Origin of the sequence: Sphingobium sp. B11D3B (assembly GCF_025961735.1) — a bacterium.
In the GTDB taxonomy this organism is placed as follows: Bacteria; Pseudomonadota; Alphaproteobacteria; order Sphingomonadales; family Sphingomonadaceae; genus Sphingobium.
On record NZ_JAOQOF010000001.1, the window covers coordinates 3,169,968 to 3,187,950 of the forward strand.

Consider the following 17,983-nt stretch of genomic DNA (forward strand, 5'->3'; position numbering starts at 1 on the left):
AGCCTGGCGGCTTATTTCAGGGTCTGGAGATAGGCGATGACGTCGGCGCGCTTGGCATCGTCGGCAATGCCCGCAAACGCCATCTTGGTGCCCGGCATCGCCTTCATCGGCGAGCGCAGATAGGTATTCAGCGCAGATGCCGACCAGGTAATGCCGCTCCCCTTGACGGCCGGCGAGTAATTGAACCCGGCGAGCGTTCCGGCCTTGCGGCCGACCACGCCGTGAAGCGAGGGGCCAAGACCATTTTTGTCAGGCTCGACAGAGTGGCATACGCGGCATTGTGCGAACAGCTTGGCACCATTGGCGGCATCGCCCTCCGGCGCGGCGGCCGGGGCACTGGCGGGCGCCGAGGTTGCGACCTTCGCGGGGGCCGGGGTGGCCGCTGCGGTTTCCTTGGGTGCTGCGGTTTCGGCGGCAGGCTTTGTCGCTGCAGCCTCTGTCGCCTCCGCAGCCGGCGCGGGTGTGGCCGCCGCCTGATTGCTGGCTTCATTTGTGACAGGCACCGCCGCCGCGTTCACGGCGTTTTCCTGCACATTGTCAGGTTCGGAAACATTGTTCTGGACCGGTTCGGCACTGCCGCCACAGGCCGAAAGGACGGCAAGGCAAGGCAGGATCAGGGCAGCGTGAGCGCGAGTCGACAGCGCGCGAAGGGTGGACATTGCAGCAACTCCCAACAATCTTTTCTGTCGTCCTCTCCAACCCTCGCGGGCTTGTGCCCAAGCATCTGGCGTGGCGGACGGGCAGCGTCAACACTCAATTGTGCATTGCGATACGCCGGCCGGCTGGGCGGCAATCCGGCCGGGCGTCAGCTCTCGGGTTGACAGGGGGCAAATGATCGGGCCTTTGGAACGACTTGCAATCAGGCGCGCCGGCCACGTGGGGGTTACTATTGGCTGAGAATTCTGAGGAACCGGCAGCCATCGTCCTGCCGACGATCACCGGTGGGAGCCGGCTGGATCGCGAATATGGGTTCACCTATCGCATGATCCTCGTTGCGCGCCGCTATCGCGCGATGCTGGACGAGCGCCTGCGTCCGCTGGGCTATGGTTCGGCCCGCATGGAAGCGCTCTCGACGATCGCCCGGTCACCGGAACCGAGCGCCCAGATTGCCATCGCCAAGCGGATCGGCATTGAAGGGCCGACCCTGACGCGGATGCTCGATACACTGGAAGCCGATGGCCTGGTGGTGCGGTTGCAGGACCCCAGCGACCGGCGCACCAAGCTGATCCAGCTCACGCCGGCCGGGCAGGAAGCGCTGGATGAAATCATGGCGGTTGCCCACGCCTTCCGCGCGTCGGTGCTGGAAGGGCTGAGCGACAAGGAGATCGATCAGGTCAATGTCGTCACCGACAAGCTCATGAGATTACTGTACGAATCGCCGATGGGCTGATTGCCCGTCGGGTCCGGCGCATCAGGCGCTGGACTTGGCCTGCCGCGCTAGATAGTTGCATTGCGAACGATCTAGGGAGAGCGATCCGCATGGCAACGGGCACGAACCAGCAGGCAGCGCACGGCGCGCCGCGCATTGTGCATCTCGACAAGATAACGATGGGCGGCTTCGAGATTCCCCGCCCCGATATCGCGCATGAGTGGATCGAGCATGATTTCACCGAGCCGCACGATGTGGCTGCCCGCCTCGCCGGCGCGCAGGTGGCGATCATCAACAAGGTGCGGCTGGACGCCGCCATGCTGGGCTCGCTGCCGGACCTCAAGCTCATTGCCGTGACGGCGACCGGGACGGACGTGGTCGACAGCGTCGCGGCCAAGGCCCAAGGCATCGAAGTGCGCAATGTGGTGGGTTACGCCGGCACATCCGTCGCCGAGCATGTGATGATGCTGATCCTCGCGCTCGCTCGCGGGCTGGTGCCGTTTCGCAATTCGGTGGTTGATGGCCAATGGGAGAACGGCCGGGCCTTCTGCGTCTTCGCCGCGCCCGTGCGGGATCTTGTCGGGCAGCGGCTCGGTCTGTTCGGCAGCGGCGCGATTGCGCAGGCCGTCGCCAGTCGCGCGCAGGCGATGGGCATGGATGTCGTGTTCGCCGGGCGCCAGGGGCAGCCTGCCGGTGAGGGACGTATGGCCTTCGAGGAAGTGCTGGCGACCAGCGACATCATCAGCCTGCATTGCCCGCTGACGGACGATACGCGGCACATGATCAACGCGCAGACGCTGGCCGGCATGAAGGCTGGTGCCGTCATCATCAACACCGCGCGCGGCGCCCTGATCGATCTCGATGCGCTGGAGAACGCGCTGGCGTCAGGCCATATCGGCGGCGCCGGAATCGATGTGGCGCCGGTCGAGCCGCCGCCACCGGGCAGCCCCATTCTGCGCCTTGCTCAACGCGACAATGTGATCGTCACGCCGCACTCGGCATGGCTGAGCGCACAGGCGGTGACGGAAGTGGCGCGGCGCACCGGCGAGAATGTCGCAACCTTCCTGGCGGCCCGCTAAATGGCGATGAACCGGCGCGCTTTGCTGGAGGAGGCTTTTGCCGTCGCTGTGGCGGCGTGCAAGCGGCCCGAGACGATCATTGCGGCCCTGCCGCCCCGGCCCGAGGGGCGCGTGCTCGTCATCGCCGCAGGCAAGGGCGCCGTGCCGATGGCGCAGGCGGTGGAGCAGCACTGGTCGGATGCCACCGGCCTCGCCGTGACCCGCACTGGCTATGGCGGCCCGCTCACCCGCATCGAGCTGGTCGAAGCCAGCCATCCCGTGCCGGATGCCGCAGGTCTTGCGGCGGCAGAGCGCTGTCTTGCGCTCGCTGAGAGTGCGGAGGAAGACGATCTGCTGCTGGTGCTGCTTTCGGGTGGGGCCTCGGCCCTGCTCGCAGCGCCATCCCCGCCGCTCGATCTCGCGGCCAAGCAGGCGGTGACCCGCGCGCTGGTGCGCTCCGGCGCGTCGATCGGCGAGATCAACATGGTGCGGCGCCACCTGTCGCGCATCAAGGGCGGACGCCTCGCGGCGGCCGCCTGGCCGGCGCAGGTCGTGACCCTTGCCGTCTCGGATGTGGTCGGCGATGTGCCGCAGGACATCGGCTCCGGCCCGACCGTGGGCGATGAAAGCACGGTGGCACAGGCGCAGGCCGTGCTGGCGCGCTATGGCATTGCCGATCCGGGCGGCTGGAGCGAATCGATCAAGCCGGATGATCCCCGCCTGGCGGAGAGCCGGTTTGAGGTGGTCGTCCGCCCCGATGACGCGCTGGATGCCGCCGCCGCATTTTTGCAGGCGCAGGGTTATGAACCGGTCATTCTCGATCGGGAGGCCCATGGCGATGCGCGCGAGGTCGCGCGCCGTCATGCCCAGGCCGCGATCCTGGCGCACAATCGCACCCAACGCTGCGCGCTGCTCTCGGGCGGCGAATTGACGGTGACGGTTGCCGGCCACGGGGTCGGTGGTCCCAATCAGGAATATGCGCTGGAGCTGGCCGGGCAGATCGCCGACCATCCCGGCGTCGCCGCGCTGGCCGCCGATACGGACGGGGTGGACGGCAACCGGGATGTCGCGGGCGCCTATGTCGATGGCGAAACCGGCTTTGCGCTGGACGAGGCCGGCATCGATGTTGAGGCGGTGCAGGCCGCCAACGACGCCGGGGGGGCTCTCGGTCAAGTGGGTGCGCTGTTCACGCCCGGACCGACGCTCACCAACGTCAACGATTTGCGGATCATCCTGGTCGATCCTTGACGGCTCGGCATCGCAAGCATTGAATTTGCAAATCATTTGAATCGGAATTAATAGAAGCTGCACAAACGTGTGAGACGGGAGAGGTGCTATGGAAGTCAGGAGGCTGCATCCGATTTTTGGCGCCGAATTGTCCGGCCCTGACCTGTCGCAAGTCCCCGATCAGCCGCTGATCGATCTCGTCGAACGCCTGATGGACGAGCACGTCGTGCTGTGCATCCGCGGCCAGGGGCATATCACGGATGAGGAGCATCTGCGCTTTGCCCGCGCCTTCGGCCCGCTCGAGCTGCCCGGCGTCTATCGGCCGGATGAGCCGCGGCGGATGGCCTACGGCCTCTACGATGCCTCCAATCTCGACGTGAACGGCGAGATCGTGGACCGCGAATCGCTGCGGGCCAAATTTGCCAAGGGCAATGAGATTTTCCACGCAGACAGCAGCTTCAACGACATGCCGAGCAAATGGTCGATGCTGCGCGGCGTGATCGTCCCCCCGGAGCGCGGCGACACCGAGTTCGTAGATCTGCGCCATGTCTACGATGAACTTCCGCAGGCGATGAAGGATCGCATCGAGCCTCTCGTCGCCGAGCACAGCTTTGCGGCCAGCCGCATCAAGGGCGGCGCCAGCCCCGAAGAAGCGGCCCGAATCCGCGAGATCATGCCGGGCGCGATGCAGCCAATGGTCCGAATCAGCCCCTCGGGTCGCAAGAGCCTGTTCGTGGGCAGCCATGCGTTCCGCGTCGAGGGGCTGAGCGATGCCGAGGGCACGGCCCTGATCGACGAACTGATCGCCTTCGCCAGTCAGGAGAAGTTTATCTACGCGCACAAATGGCGCCAGGGCGACCTGCTGATCTGGGACAATCGCTATGCCCTGCACCGCGGGACTGCGTTCGATTATGTGCGCTACAAGCGCGATTTGCGCCGCGCGAACGTCAATGAATATGGCAAGGAGCGCAGCGCGATCACCGCGCCGTTGCGCGCTATTTCCGACTGACGAGCGCCGACCGGTTGAACCGAAGGGCAAAGGCGACGGAAATGCTTGCATTGCTCCATGAAAAGCTGCAAGATAGTTAGGTAGCTAATTACATTGCTGAGGACCGAAGGCTGTCGGCACAAAGCCGTCCTCGTTTCATTCGGTCTTCAGGCGAGAGGAGCAGGCCCATGGATTATCCGCTGATCAGTTGTGACGATCACCTCGATCTCAATCAACTTCCCACCGATCTCTGGACGAGCCGGCTGCCCGACCATCTGAAGGATCGCGGCCCCAAGGTCGAGATGGTCGATGGCCGCGCCACCTGGATGAGCGACGGCAAGAGCCTGGGCGGCTGGTCCGGTGCGCCGAGCACGATGACCGGTCCCAAGCCGATCTTCACCGCCCTGGATCGCGGCGGCATCGTCGATCAGACCGAGCGCCGCCCTGCGGTCGCCGAACTGCGACTGGCCGACATGGATCGGGATGGCGTGTACGCGCATGTCATCTTCGGCCCGGTCACCTCGCTCGATTTCGACGACAAGGAACTGCGCGACGCCTGTTACGGCGCCTATAATGAATGGCTCAAGGAGTTCTGCTCCGCCGCTCCCGACCGGCTGATCGGCGTGCCGATGCTGCCGCCCGAGCCGGAGGCGGCCGTCGCGATGCTGCAGAAGATCGTCGATCTGGGCGGCTTCAAGCAGGCCAATCTGCAGATCGCCATGGCCCAGCCGCGCCTTGAGGACGAGCGCTGGGAGCCGCTTTGGACCATGCTGGAGGAGAATAACATCATTCTCTCCTTCCACGTGACCGTGTTCCCGAGCGTCAGCCGCGCGTTCGACAAATATAAGGGCAGCCCGGGCGCCACCTTCCTGCATGTGAAGATGTTCATCGAGCAGTTCATGGATCCGTTTGTGGACCTCTTTGCCTGGGGCATTCTCGAGCGTCACCCCGGCCTCAAGATCGTCATCGCGGAAAGCGGCATTGGCTGGCTGCCCTGGGTGATCGAGGAACTGGATTATCGCCACTGGCGCCTGTGGGAAGCCGAAGAATTCTGGAACGCGCGTGGCGGCATTCCGCACAAGATGAAGCCGTCCGAGCTGTTCAAGCGGCAGGTCTACGGCACGTTCCAGCAGAGCCCCACGGCAATCGCGCTGCACAAGTTCTATGGTGAGGACAAGCTGCTGTGGGCGACGGACTATCCGCACCCGGACAGCATCTGGCCGAACAGCCGCAAGGTGCTGGCCGAGTTCACCGAGGGCGCCGATCCGGCGCTGGTGCGCAAGATTGCCTATGAGAATGCCGCCAAGCTCTATGGGCTGGACATTCCGGCCCGCGTCGACGCGATTGCCGCTGAGTAAGCGCGCAATTCGCTGTGAGATAGGAAAAGGGAGGGCGCGCGCTCTCCCTTTTTTCATGGCCAGCCTGAGGCAGCGTTAGGTAGGCTGCGGCACTACGCGCGCGATGAACCGCGCAACCTCGCGCTCGATTTCCCTGTTCTCCGGCACCTCGCCCCAACCGAACCCGGCGTGCGGCATCGCTTCCCACACATGTAATTCGGCATCGACGCCCGCCTCTCGCAATTTGCGGTGGAAGAGCACGGAATTGGACAGGAAGAGATCGCGCGTTCCAGTCTGCACCAGTGTCGGCGGAAAGCCGCTGGTGAAATCGCCGAAGAGCGGGGAGAGATAGGGCTGCGTGAGGTCATGGCCGTTGGCGTAGAGCGCGTTGCACTCCGGCAGCCCGCGCTTGAGCACCACATCCAGCCCTTCATTGGTGAGGAAGCTGTCACCCGACTCGGTCAGATCGACTTCGGGCGTCAGCAGCACGAGACCGGCGGGGAGCGGCAGGCCCTGATCGCGAATCATCAGCGTCACAGCCGCGGCGAGATTGCCGCCGGCGGAACTGCCGCCAATCACGATGCGGCGCGGATCGGTCCCGGCCTGCAACGCCCGATATACCGCAAGGCAATCCTCCGGCGCAGCCGGGTAAGGGTGGTCGGGCGGCATACGATAATCCACCGAAACGACCCGGTAGCCCAGCGCCGCTGCCTGCCGGGCGCCGGTCGCCTTGGCAAATGCGCCACCGCCGAAGACAAAGGCGCCGCCATGAATGAAGAGATAGACCGGACCATCATTAGCTGTTCCGGCATCCGGCACGCAATCATGGCAGGTCACGCCGGCGATCTGCACCGTGTCGATGGTCACCGGTAGCGCGGCGAGCATGGCTTGCGCCATCGGCTCCCACATGGCGTTGCTGGCCGCCAGCCGTTCCCGCCAGCCTGCCAGATCGGTCGCGGCAGGCCAGTTCGTCGCCGGCGTGGCGGCGCCTTCGATCAGCGCTTGCCGGGCTTGCGGGCTGATCGTCCGTGGCGGCGGGATGTCCCGCGCCGGGAGTTTCACGCTGGTCTGGCCGTGCTCTTCATCCGCCATATTTCTCTCCCGCAGCGACGCCGCCATCCGGTTCAGACAGTGACGACGATCTTCCCGATTTGCTGGTTCGATTCCAGATAGCGATTGGCTTCCACGATCTCGCTGAACGGGAAGGTGCGCGCGATCACCGGTTTGAGCTTACCCAGCTTCAATCCCAGCAGGATGTGCTCCTGCGCGCGCTTGTACCGCTCGGGATGGTTCCAGATTTCCGAGGCGACCCAGCCACGCATCGACAGGCCTTTGAAGGCCATGTTCCAGTGCGGATAGGGGGTCGGTTGTTCGGACAGGCCGCCATAGATGAACAGGATGCCGCGCTCGGCCATCGCGCTGGTGAGCGTCTGCACATAGGGCCCCTGCACCGGGTCGAACACCAGCCGCGCACCCTTGCCGTCGGTGATCTGCATCACGGCCTCGACCAGATCCGTCTCCCCGGTCGCGATGACATGGGCGGCCCCGTGCGCCTTAAGCGCCTCGGCCTTGTCGCTGGTGCGCGTGGCGGCAATCGAGACGGCGCCGGCCCAGTTGGCGAGCTGGATCGCAGCGAGACCGACGCTGCTGGAGGCGGCGGGAATGATGACATAATCGCCGATGCCGGCCTTGCCGACCTCGATGATCGCATAGGCCGTCATATACTGCATCCACACTGCCGCAGCCTGCGCGGCGCTGAGCCCGGGTGGTGCGTGCAGCAGGCAGCGGGCCGGCACGATCGCCTGCTCGGCCCAGACGCCATATTGGCCGAGCGGATACATGGGCAGGGCACAGACCCGATCACCGACGGCGAAGCCGGACACGCCATCGCCCAGAGCTTCGATGATGCCGCAGGCCTCATAGCCGATCAGCGTCGGCAATGTCGGCTTGGTGGGATAGCGCCCTGCGCGGAACATCGCTTCGGAGCGGTTGAGGCCTATGGCTTCGACCCTGATCCGCACTTCACCAGGGTCGGGCGCGCCGACCGCGATCTCGTCGAAACGGAGCACGTCAGGCGGCCCCAGTTCATGCACGCGGACGACCTTTGCCATCTGTTCTCTCCTGTTGCGGTCAGTTCCGCCGTCTCAAAGCGGTTCGTCGAGCGGCTGCTGCTCGTCGTAGATCGGGTTGTACATGAGCGTTCCGAACTGGGCGACGAGGTTGGCCCGGGCCTCGTTCGGCGCTTCAACCGGAATGGCACGGACCAGCGCGTTGCTGCGCGCTTCGATCCCGTGCTGGAACTCCGGGTGGGTCATGATGAACAGGTCGCGGCGGCGGATACCGCGCAGCACGCGCTCGCCTACTTCCTCGCTGGACATGAAGAGGCTTGGGTCGAAGCCGGGTGCCGGCCGCGCATCCTTCTTCGCGCCGACGGCCTCGGGGGCCGGGGGCGGCGCATCATTGCGCAGATGCTCGGGGCGGGTGGCGTTGGTCGTGCTGCCGAGCTGGGTCTGCACCGGGCCGGGGAAGAAGACCGAGGCGCCAAGCGCGGTGCCGCGCAGATCGGTGGCGAGGCTTTCGAACATGCCGGCCACGCAGAACTTGGCGGCGCAATAGAGCCCGGCATTGCCCACGGCAGAAAAGCCGCCGGTCGAGGATGTGACGACGATCTGCCCTTCCTCGCCATGCTTGAGCATCCGCGGCAGCATGGTGACGAGCCCGTTGACGACGCCGCCGACATTGACGGACATGTTGAAATCCCAGTCCTTGTAGGTCGCCGTGAGCATCGAGCCGGTCACGCCCACGCCGGCATTGAGCGCCAGCACATGGATATTGCCGAACTGCGCCTCGGCTTCATCGGCGGCGCGTGCCCAGCCATCGCGGTCTGCGACATCCAGCTTGATGGCGTGAACGGCCAGATTGGTCTTGGCAAAGCCTTCCATCGCCTGATCGAGCGCGTCCTGACGGATGTCGGCGATAATGACCCGCATCCCCGCTTCGCCGAAGGCCTTTGCCATGCCCCAGCCCATGCCGCTTGCGCCGCCGGTGATGAAGGCCGTCTTGCCACTCACGTTCAACATCAGATCACCTCTCCTCAATCCGCCTGGTCATGCGGGATGGCACGGCCCTATCGAGATCAGAATGACTAAGTCCACAAAAAAGCGGCAGCGCGTGCCTGGTGTGGATGGGGCGAGCAACGGGCCCATGTGCGATAACCTGGCGGTAGGCGCGGGGCCGATCCCGCTCGCAGCAAGCCGGCGGTTTGTTGATTAGGTCTTTCCGCCGGATGCCGCGCGCGATCAGCGCACGCGGTTGACGCGCACAGCTGCCTGCCGCCCGACTTGCATCAGATAGCTGCCGAGCGCGCCCTTCCGGATGGTGACCGAGTCCTGGGGGGCGGGCGGCTGGAAGGCGGTCATCCGCTCGGTCATCCGCCAGACGGCGCCATCCCCGAGCGTGACCTGCCAGAGCCCCGGGCCGATCTCGCGCACGCTTGCCACGGTGGCGCTCGTTTCCTTGTCGTCCTGAGATGCGCGCGGCTGGCGCGTGGCGCGCTCCACCTGCTCGGCGCCAAAGCCGGTCGTCGCTGCAGGGGCAGGCAGGGCAGCCGGTGCGGGTGTGGACGTGCGGCTCGCACTGCCGGACTCGGAGGCGCCTGGCACAGGCGCGGGAGAAGAGGCACCGCCTTGCGGCTGATTATGCTGCGCCACCGAATCGTAGCAGGCGAGGCGGGCTTCCGTGGACCCAATTCTCGCGCAGGTTGCCAACTGGTCGTTCAGGCTGCCCTGTGCTTGGGCCACACCGCTCAGTCCGGTTGCGACGATGATGAAGGCGCTGACTGCCGCCACGGATTTGCTGATCACCGGTCCTCTCGCTCCCACATATCTTGTCTTCTCGTGACGCGGTCGTCCGCGTGGCGAAAATCTTACTACGCCATCTATTGCGGGTCTAACGATTTTACGGATCGCTCGGGGATGACGATCATGTCTGATTATTTTGCATAAACATTGACCGCTGCTCGAAAATGCGATGAATCTGGCCGAATCACGCGAAAGGTGGGTCTTTGGGGATCGGTCATCATGAATAAGGGGCGCGCGGCGCTCGGTTCGGTCCGGGCGCGAATCAACAGGGCTTCGATTATCAGCGCCGGGCTGGCCCTGTTGGGCCGGGCGGGCCTGGACGGCTGCACCCTGCAGGCCGTCGCTGCCGACCTTGAAGCCGATCCGGCCGAAATCGAAGAGCATTTCGCGAGCGACGATCAACTTCTGACGGCGTTGGCGCAGGATATGGTGCGTGCTGCCGAGGGCGCCGCCGCAGGCCCGGGCTGGCGCGGTCGCCTTGCCTTGCGCGCGCAGACCAGCCGGGTCGCTATGCTCTCCAGTCGCGATGGCGCCAGGCTGTTCGCGCATGTCGCCTCGCGCTTTCCTCTCGCGGTGGGGACGCCGGACGCCGTCGCACCCTTGTGCGAAGTCGGCCTCGCGCTCGATGAAGCCCGCGTGATCGCGCAGGCGCTCGAGCATTTCGTGATCGGGTGGACGCTGGTCGAGCAGGCCCGCGTAGAGCCTTCCGGGACTGACAGTTCCTTCGATCGCCAGCTGGATGTCCTGCTCGACGGCATCGCCGTCGATGCGCCGTCGCCGGCGCCCGGGCCGCGGGATGAGCGTCAGGCCCGGTTCCAGTCCAAGCTCTGGGTCTTTCTGCGCAATGCCCGCGAGAGCGCGAATATCTCCTTCGCCCGCACGGCGCATATCAACGAGCTGGACCGCCGGATCCTGCTGCTCCTTCATGTCCAGGGCGGCATGACCCTCGCGCAGATTTCCCTGGCCTGCGGTGTCGACAAGGCGCAGATCAGCCGTGCGATCAAGCGCATGGGCGAGGTCGCCCTGCTGCTGCGCAGCGGCATCCGCAGCCCCATCCGGCTTAGCCCGAGCGGCAAGCAGCTGGCGGATCGGCTGCAGCGCCATGCCGAGCTGCGCAATCGGGAGCTGACCTTCGGCATCAGCGACGAGGAGCTTCAGACGCTCTCCGGCGTGCTGGACCTGCTGCTGACCCGCGCGATCGCCCTGTTCGAGCAGGAGCGCAAGCAGGCGGCGAGCAACCAGCGGCTCGAAACCGTGGCATTTCAGGATCTCGTCGATGAAGGCCTGCCGGACGAAAACGGTGTGGCGGCGGACCGCTCACGCGTGTTGCCGCCCTTCGTCACTCTGTGCTCCTACATGCTGCGCGGCGGTGCCCTTGCCCATAAGCGCCAGACCAGCCTGTCGAATTTCGAGACCTGGGTCATGGCGGAAATCTGCCGCAATCCGCCGATCAGCTGGCCCCAGCTGGTGCTGGCATTGGCGCGCGACCAGAGCCAGGCGGGCCGCACCGTCAATCATCTCATCGAGATCGGCCTGATCGAGCGGACCGGACGCCCGGGACGCCGCCACGGCTTCTTCGGTCCGACCGAGAAGGGACGCGCGGTGAGCCAGATCATCGAGGAGACAGCGGTTCGGCGCAGCGAGTTCCTGTTTCAGGGCATCCCTGCCGACCAGCTCGATAGCTTCATGACGACATTCGATGCGCTGACGCATAATGCCGAAGTCCAGCTCGATCGGGAGCGGGCGATCCAGGAAATGGATCGGGATTGAAGGCCTCCGCCCGGCCTGAGATCGTTCAGGCCTAGTCGGGCAGCGGAATGAACTCGCGCTCGCCGGGCACGGTGTCGAATCGGCCCTGCCGCCAGTCGTCCTTGGCCTGTTCGATGCGATCGCGGGAGCTGGAAACGAAGTTCCAGTAGATGTGCCGTGGCCCATCTAATGGCTCGCCGCCGACCAGCATGATGCGGGTCGGGCCATTGGCGCGCAGGACGATCTCGCTGTCCGGCTTGAAGATCACCAGCTCGCCGGCGTTGAAACCGCCGCTCTGGCCTTCCACCGCCAGCCCGCCCGAGATGACATAGACCGCGCGTTCGATATGGTCGGTACCCAGCCGGTAGCGCGCGCCGTCCTGGAGGGTGACGTCGGCGTACAGCATGTCCGAGAAGGCCTGCACCGGCGAAGTCAGCCCGTCGCTGCTGCCCGCCACGACGCGGATGCGCACGCCCTCTGCCTCCGTTTCGGGAATCGTGTCGGCGGGGTGATGGAAGAAAGCCGGATCGACCTCTTCCTTCGCTTGCGGCAACGCGACCCAGGTCTGGAGGCCGAACAACGGCCCGCCTGCGGCGCGGGTATCATCGGCGCTGCGCTCGGAATGGACGATGCCGCGGCCCGCCGTCATCCAGTTGACGGCGCCGGGGCGGATCGGCTGCACCTTGCCCAGTGAATCGCGGTGGAGGATTTCGCCCTCCAGCACATAGGTCACCGTGGCGAGGCCGATGTGCGGATGGGGGCGGACGTCCAGGCCCTCGCCGGCCGAGAAGGTCGTCGGGCCGAACTGGTCGAAGAACACGAAGGGGCCGACCATCCGGCGATGGGCCGATGGCAGCGCGCGCCGGACCTGAAAGCCGTCGCCCAAATCGCGCACGGGCGGCAGGATGATCATGTCGACATTGTCGATGCCGGTCGGGCGCAAGGTCATCGGGTCTGTTCCTTCAGATAGACTGGTTCATATCCTTGCAGAATGACCCGCTCCGTTCCCGGCCGTCTGCCGGCCCGTTCAGGCCAACCCGCTTAGGCCAGGCGGGTCATCCAGCCATGCTGGTCCGGCTTCTGGCCCAGCTGCACGCCGACCAGCGCCTCGCGCAGCGCGCGGGCCACCTCGCCGCCATCGCCATTGCCGATGATGAAATCGCCCTGGGTCGAGCGCACCTCGCCGATGGGCGTGATGACGGCAGCGGTTCCGCAGGCGAACGCTTCCTTCAGCTTGCCGCTCTTGGCATCGGCCATCCACTGCTCAAAGCTGTAGGGTTCCTCCTTCACCGTGTAGCCGGCGTCCTCGGCGACGAGCCTCAGCGAATCGCGGGTGACGCCGGGCAGGATCGAACCGTTGAGCGGCGGGGTGATGATCGTGCCGTCATTGAACACGAACATGATGTTCATGCCGCCCAGTTCCTCGATCCATTTGCGCTCGACCGCGTCGAGGAACAGCACCTGGTCGCAGCCATGCTCGATGCCGACGGATTGCGGCTGCAGGCTCGCGGCATAATTGCCGCCGCACTTGGCAGCACCGGTGCCCCCGGGGACCGCGCGGACATAATCATGGCTGACCCACAGCGTCACGGCCGACTTGCCGCTCTTGAAATATCCGCCGACCGGGGACGCGATCACGCAATAGACATATTCGCGCGCCGGGCGGACGCCGAGGAAGGCCTCGCTGGCGAACATGAAGGGGCGCAGGTACAGGCTGCCCTTGTCCGCATCCGGCACCCAGTCGATGTCCGCCGCGACCAGCTTGCGGATGCTCTCGACGAAAAGCTCCTCGGGCAGATGCGGCATGGCAAGACGCGTGGCGCTCTGGTTGAAGCGGGCGGCGTTGGCCTCTGGGCGGAAGCTGGCGACGGAGCCGTCGGGCAGGCGATAGGCCTTGAGCCCCTCGAAAATCTCCTGCGCATAATGGAGCACCGCCGCTGCCGGATCGAGCGGGATCGGCTGGCGCGGACCCAGTACGGCATCATGCCAACCCTGCCCCTCGGTATAGCGGATCGTCACCATATGATCGGTGAAGAGCGTGCCGAAACCGAGCGTGGCCATGGCGGCAACACGGTCCTCGGGCGAGGTGGGGGTGGCGAGCGGCTGGGTCGTGAAGTCCAACATGCGAAATCTGTCCATTGAGGCTGGATGGGTTCAGGTGGCGCAGGCGGTATCAGGATAAACGCAGGCTGTCATGCCCCCGCGCGTCCGCTGGTGGCATCGGTTGCCGCGCCGTTGCAGGTGCGCCGCGCTCAGCTCAGCCAGAACAGAGCAGCGCCCGCCAGCGAGGCGAGCAGGGACGCAAAGAGCGGAGCGGATGCGACGATGCCATTGCGTCCCCCGGCCAGCACGAGCGCCATCACGCCTTTGACGGCGGTATTGGCGAAGACCGGCGCGGCGAGGATGAAGCCCGCCGTGGCATTGTCGAGCGTTTGTGCGGGCAGGCCGGCAAGGGTGAGCACCGCCGCGTCCACATCCATGAAGCCGGTGAGGCCGATGACAACCGCGATGCCTTCGTCGCCCCAGACATCCAGCGCCCAGCGCGCGACCAGCGAGAAGACCGCGACGAAGCCCGCCAGCATCAGCGCCGGGCCAAAATCAAAGGGATTGCCGAGCTTCACCGGTGCCCCATCCGGCGAATCGTCGCGGCGCCAGGCGAGCAGGGCCATGATGGCAGAGACGACCAGCGCCGGCGCCAGCACCAGCGCGAGCGTGGGCAGGGCGCGGGGCACGAGGATGGCAGTCAACACCTGCACGCGCACGAACATGACGATGGTGGCGATGGCGATGCCAGCGGTCAGCACGCCGCGTAATTCCGGCTCGGTGCGCAGGCGGCGGGCGAACCAGGCCGTCACCGCCGTGGACGAGACGATGGCGCCGGTCAGCGCCATCATCAATACGCCCCGGCTGCTGCCGAACCGGCGCGCGACGACATAGCCAGCGAAGGAGAGCCCGGCGACCAGCACCACCACCATCCAGATCTGGCGGGGGTTCCAGGCATCGTAGGGGCCATAATTGGCATCGGGCAGCAGCGGCAGGACGACGAGGGCGACCAGCGCGAAGCGGGCAACGCCCTCAATCTCGCCTTCCGTCAGCCCGCGCAGCAGGGTGTGCATCGAGTGGCGGGCGCTCAGCAACACGAAGGCCGCGCCCGCCGCCGCCAGAGCGATGGCTGGCGAGAGCGCCACTGCGGCATAGCCAATGGCGAAGGTCAGGAGCGCCGCGACAATCGTGGTGGCGGAAAGCTGGTCGTCGCGAATCGCCTGACCGAAACCAATGAGCAGCGCGCCGACCACGCCAAGCGCCATGATCGCGGCGATCATCTCCGGCAGGAGCGCAGACAGGCCCCCGGCAAAGCCGATCAGGCCGAAGGTGCGGAACCCCGCCACCCGTTGCCCGGCCTGCTTGTCGCGCTGAGTCCAGCCTCGTTCGAGGCCGATCAGAAGGCCGGCGGCGAGAGCAGCGAGAAGCCCGAGCAGCGATGGAGACAGAGCCAGGCTCATGGTCAGAGCGTCAGCAGGCGGATGTCCGGCCCAGCCGCCGCGAGAAAGGCAATGGGGCCAGTGATCTCGATACGGGAGTCGAGGCCGTCCGCCGCCACGCCCGCCATGGCGAGGCCGCTCTGGCAGAGGCTGATCGCCACGCCTTCATCCAGCGCATCATCCAGCAATTGCGCGAGCGTCGGCTCCCCGGCTGCAGCCCAGGCGGTGTCCTGCGGGGCGCCGATCGGGGTGTGCAACAGGGCAGCCGCCTCGCCTTGCAGGAAGACGCGGGCCGCACTTCCCAGAGCGACCTCCGCCCGCGCGAGCGACAGGGCCGCGCGCAATCGGGCCGGATCGGCGCTGACGACGACGAGAGCGAGAGGCGGCCGCGCGCTCATGCGCAGGCCAGCGCGGCCTTGCAGGCCGGGTCCGGCGGAATGGCCATGGTCCGCAGGCGACGGGCCAGCAGATCAAAGACAATGAGCTTGCCGGTCGCCGCTTCACCGAAGGGCACGAGGGCGCGGATGACCTCCAGCGCCGCCATCGAGCCAATGATGCCGGTCAGCGCCCCGACAATGCCTTCCTCGGCGCAGGTGCGGGCGGGGTCGGTGCGGGTTTCCCCGACCAGGCAGCGATAGCAGGGCTGGCCGTCCTCCCATCCCCGCCAGACACCGATCTGCCCCTCGAACTGGCCGACGGCGGCGCTCACCAGCGGAATGCGCAGACGCGTCGCAGCGTCAGACACGGCGAGGCGCGTCTCGAAATTGTCGCAGCCATCCAGAATGATGTCGGCATCGCGCAGCAGCGTCGCGGTATTGTCGGCATCCAGCGCGGTGTTGATCGGAATGGCATGACAATCCGGGTTGAGGCGGCGCACGGCGTCCCGCGCGGCTTCCGCCTTCGGGCGACCGATGTCGTCGCTGGCGAACAGGATTTGCCGCTGCAGGTTGGAGAGGCTCACCGTATCATGGTCGATGATGCGCAGGGTGCCGATGCCGGCCGCAGCCAGATAAGCGATGGCCGGGCACCCGATGCCCCCCGCGCCGATGATCGCGACATGCGCTCCGGCCAGCCGTGCCTGCCCCGCGCCGCCGATCTCGCGCAGCACGATGTGGCGGGCATATCGCTCAAGCTGATCGTCGGTGAAGTCCATCAGTGCGGCTGTGCGTCAGACCGTGCGGACGCCGGTGGAACCGAAACCGCCCGCACCGCGCGCCGTATCATCGAGCGTCGCGACCTCGACCATGCGCGCGATCTGCACCGGCGCCACGATCAACTGGGCGATCCTGTCGCCGCGCTTGATCTCGAAATCATCCTCGCCAAGGTTGACCAGGATCACCTTCAATTCGCCGCGATAATCGCTGTCGATCGTGCCAGGCGTGTTCGGCAGCGTGATTCCATGCTTGAGCGCCAGCCCGGACCGGGGGCGCACCTGCACCTCGAACCCCTCGGGAATAGCAAGCGCGAGACCGGTGGCCACCGCATGGCGGGCCATGCTCGGCAGCATCACATCCTCGGCGGAGACCACGTCCATGCCGGCTGCGCCGGCGGTGGCGTAGCTGGGCAATGGCAGGTCTTCGCCATGGGGCAGGCGCTTCACCGCAATGTCAACGAGCGGCCAGTTCATCGGAAATCCTTTCAATCAGCCGCGTGGCGACAAGGCCTTTGGGCATGTCCGGCCAGTCTTCGACGCCCTGCGCCGTGACCAGATGGACGCTGTTATGCGATCCGCCCATGACATCGCCTGACACGTCATTGGCGACGATCCAGTCCGCGCCCTTGCGCTGGCGCTTGGCGATGGCGTGGTCGACGACAGTTTCCGTCTCGGCCGCGAAGCCGACGAGCAAGGCGGGCCGCTGGATGTGCCGCGCCAGTGTGGCGAGAATGTCCGGATTCTCGGCCAGCGCGAGCGGGGCAGGCGCGCCCGAGCCATCCTTCTTGATCTTCTGGCCGGCCTCGTCGGCGGCGCGCCAATCGGCCACTGCTGCGACCAATATGGCAATATCGGCTGGCAAGGCTCCCTCCACGGCGGCCTGCATCTCCCGCGCGGTCTGCACGTCCACCCGGGTGACGCCACGCGGCGTGGGCAGGCTGACCGGCCCTGCGACGAGCGTGACGCGCGCACCGGCCTGGGCGGCGGCGGCGGCAATCGCAAAGCCCTGCTGCCCGGACGACCGGTTGGCGATGTAGCGCACGGGGTCGATCGGTTCGTGTGTCGGCCCGGCGGTCACCAGCACATGGCGGCCAAGCAGATTGGCGTGGCTGAGATCGGGCGCATGGATCGTTCGGCTGGTGTCGGTCAGCAGCGCGGCCGGTGACGGCGCCTCTGCCAGCAGCCGCTCGATTTCCTGCACGATGGCGGCCGGCTCGGGCAGGCGACCCTTGCCCCACTCGTTGCAGGCCATGGCGCCGACGTCAGGCTCCATCACATGGATGCCATCGCCGCGCAGCGTGTCGAGGTTTCGCTGGGTGGCCTTGTGGTCCCACATCCGCACATTCATTGCGGGTACGGCGAGCACCGGCTTGTCGGTGGCGAGCAGCACGGTTGCGGCGAGATCGTCAGCGATGCCCGATGCCATCTTGGCGAGGATGTTGGCGGTTGCCGGCGCGACGACGATCAGGTCTGCCTCGCGGCTGAGCTGGATATGGCCGATCTCGCGCTCCTCCTTGAGGTCGAACATGTCACCATAGACATGATCCTCGGTGAGCACGCCGAAGGAGAGCGGCGTCACGAATTTGGTGGCGGCGTCGGTCAGCACGGCGCGCACGGCAAGGCCCTTGCCCTTGAGCAGGCGCACCAGTTCCAGCGCCTTGTAGGCGGCGATCCCGCCGGAGACGATGAGGAGGATCCGCTGGGTCATGATGGTTCCATAGCGGCTGGGCGCCGGTCCGGCTAGCGGATCGGCAGGGGCG

Annotated in this window: 18 protein-coding genes; 6 read left to right on the forward strand and 12 right to left on the reverse strand. The window is 66.2% G+C overall.

The features are described from left to right. Positions 1-11 precede the first annotated feature (11 nt). Positions 12-659, reverse strand: coding sequence for a c-type cytochrome (locus tag M2333_RS14685; RefSeq protein WP_264612259.1), 648 nt, complete (start codon positions 657-659; stop codon positions 12-14). A gap of 230 nt (positions 660-889) precedes the next feature. On the opposite strand from M2333_RS14685, the gene M2333_RS14690 reads away from it, so the two are divergent. From M2333_RS14690 to M2333_RS14710, 5 genes are all read left to right on the forward strand, one after another. Then, on the forward strand, positions 890-1,390 hold the full coding sequence (locus M2333_RS14690) for a MarR family winged helix-turn-helix transcriptional regulator (protein WP_181561226.1): 501 nt from the start codon (positions 890-892) through the stop codon (positions 1,388-1,390). An 89-nt stretch (positions 1,391-1,479) separates the two neighbouring features. Beyond that, positions 1,480-2,448 carry an NAD(P)-dependent oxidoreductase gene (locus M2333_RS14695; protein ID WP_264612260.1) on the forward strand — a complete coding sequence of 323 codons (969 nt, stop codon included), beginning with the start codon at positions 1,480-1,482 and terminating at the stop codon, positions 2,446-2,448. Beyond that, positions 2,449-3,675 carry a glycerate kinase gene (locus M2333_RS14700; RefSeq protein WP_264612261.1) on the forward strand — a complete coding sequence of 409 codons (1,227 nt, stop codon included), beginning with the start codon at positions 2,449-2,451 and terminating at the stop codon, positions 3,673-3,675. A gap of 88 nt (positions 3,676-3,763) precedes the next feature. After that, entirely contained in the window at positions 3,764-4,663 is a 900-nt protein-coding gene (locus M2333_RS14705; RefSeq protein WP_264612262.1) for a TauD/TfdA dioxygenase family protein, read from the forward strand. Between the two features lie 167 nt (positions 4,664-4,830). Continuing rightward, complete coding sequence (locus M2333_RS14710) at positions 4,831-6,000, forward strand: amidohydrolase family protein (RefSeq protein ID WP_264571772.1); 1,170 nt, start codon at positions 4,831-4,833, stop codon at positions 5,998-6,000. A gap of 75 nt (positions 6,001-6,075) precedes the next feature. Here the strand turns inward: M2333_RS14710 and M2333_RS14715 are convergent, their stop codons facing one another. From M2333_RS14715 to M2333_RS14730, 4 genes are all read right to left on the reverse strand, one after another. Next, entirely contained in the window at positions 6,076-7,071 is a 996-nt protein-coding gene (locus M2333_RS14715; RefSeq protein ID WP_264612263.1) for an alpha/beta hydrolase, read from the reverse strand. 32 nt (positions 7,072-7,103) lie between these two features. Further along, positions 7,104-8,090, reverse strand: coding sequence for a zinc-dependent alcohol dehydrogenase family protein (locus M2333_RS14720; protein ID WP_264604627.1), 987 nt, complete (start codon positions 8,088-8,090; stop codon positions 7,104-7,106). Positions 8,091-8,123: 33 nt separating this feature from the next. Beyond that, on the reverse strand, positions 8,124-9,059 hold the full coding sequence (locus M2333_RS14725; protein WP_264612264.1) for an SDR family NAD(P)-dependent oxidoreductase: 936 nt from the start codon (positions 9,057-9,059) through the stop codon (positions 8,124-8,126). A 219-nt stretch (positions 9,060-9,278) separates the two neighbouring features. Beyond that, the gene (locus M2333_RS14730) at positions 9,279-9,842 is read right to left on the reverse strand and encodes a hypothetical protein (protein WP_264612265.1); all 564 of its coding nucleotides are present in this window, start codon (positions 9,840-9,842) and stop codon (positions 9,279-9,281) included. 216 nt (positions 9,843-10,058) lie between these two features. Here M2333_RS14730 and M2333_RS14735 point away from each other — a divergent pair, with 216 nt between their 5' ends. Continuing rightward, the gene (locus M2333_RS14735; protein ID WP_264612266.1) at positions 10,059-11,609 is read left to right on the forward strand and encodes a winged helix-turn-helix transcriptional regulator; all 1,551 of its coding nucleotides are present in this window, start codon (positions 10,059-10,061) and stop codon (positions 11,607-11,609) included. A gap of 31 nt (positions 11,610-11,640) precedes the next feature. Here M2333_RS14735 and M2333_RS14740 read toward each other — a convergent pair whose 3' ends face one another. From M2333_RS14740 to coaBC, 7 genes are all read right to left on the reverse strand, one after another. After that, on the reverse strand, positions 11,641-12,537 hold the full coding sequence (locus M2333_RS14740) for a pirin family protein (protein WP_264577164.1): 897 nt from the start codon (positions 12,535-12,537) through the stop codon (positions 11,641-11,643). Positions 12,538-12,629: 92 nt separating this feature from the next. Beyond that, the gene (locus tag M2333_RS14745) at positions 12,630-13,727 is read right to left on the reverse strand and encodes a branched-chain amino acid aminotransferase (protein WP_413716505.1); all 1,098 of its coding nucleotides are present in this window, start codon (positions 13,725-13,727) and stop codon (positions 12,630-12,632) included. A gap of 113 nt (positions 13,728-13,840) precedes the next feature. Continuing rightward, positions 13,841-15,091, reverse strand: coding sequence for an MgtC/SapB family protein (locus M2333_RS14750; RefSeq protein WP_264612268.1), 1,251 nt, complete (start codon positions 15,089-15,091; stop codon positions 13,841-13,843). 2 nt (positions 15,092-15,093) lie between these two features. Then, positions 15,094-15,468 (reverse strand): DsrE family protein, encoded by a 375-nt coding sequence (locus M2333_RS14755; protein WP_264612269.1) that lies wholly within the window; start codon positions 15,466-15,468, stop codon positions 15,094-15,096. Then, complete coding sequence (locus M2333_RS14760; RefSeq protein WP_264612270.1) at positions 15,465-16,223, reverse strand: HesA/MoeB/ThiF family protein; 759 nt, start codon at positions 16,221-16,223, stop codon at positions 15,465-15,467. Before M2333_RS14760 ends, M2333_RS14755 begins: the two co-directional genes overlap by 4 nt. 15 nt (positions 16,224-16,238) lie before the next feature. Then, positions 16,239-16,697 carry a dUTP diphosphatase gene (dut, locus tag M2333_RS14765; protein WP_264571781.1) on the reverse strand — a complete coding sequence of 153 codons (459 nt, stop codon included), beginning with the start codon at positions 16,695-16,697 and terminating at the stop codon, positions 16,239-16,241. Beyond that, the gene (coaBC, locus tag M2333_RS14770) at positions 16,678-17,931 is read right to left on the reverse strand and encodes a bifunctional phosphopantothenoylcysteine decarboxylase/phosphopantothenate--cysteine ligase CoaBC (RefSeq protein ID WP_264612271.1); all 1,254 of its coding nucleotides are present in this window, start codon (positions 17,929-17,931) and stop codon (positions 16,678-16,680) included. The genes dut and coaBC overlap by 20 nt, the downstream gene beginning before the upstream one ends. Positions 17,932-17,983 lie beyond the last annotated feature (52 nt).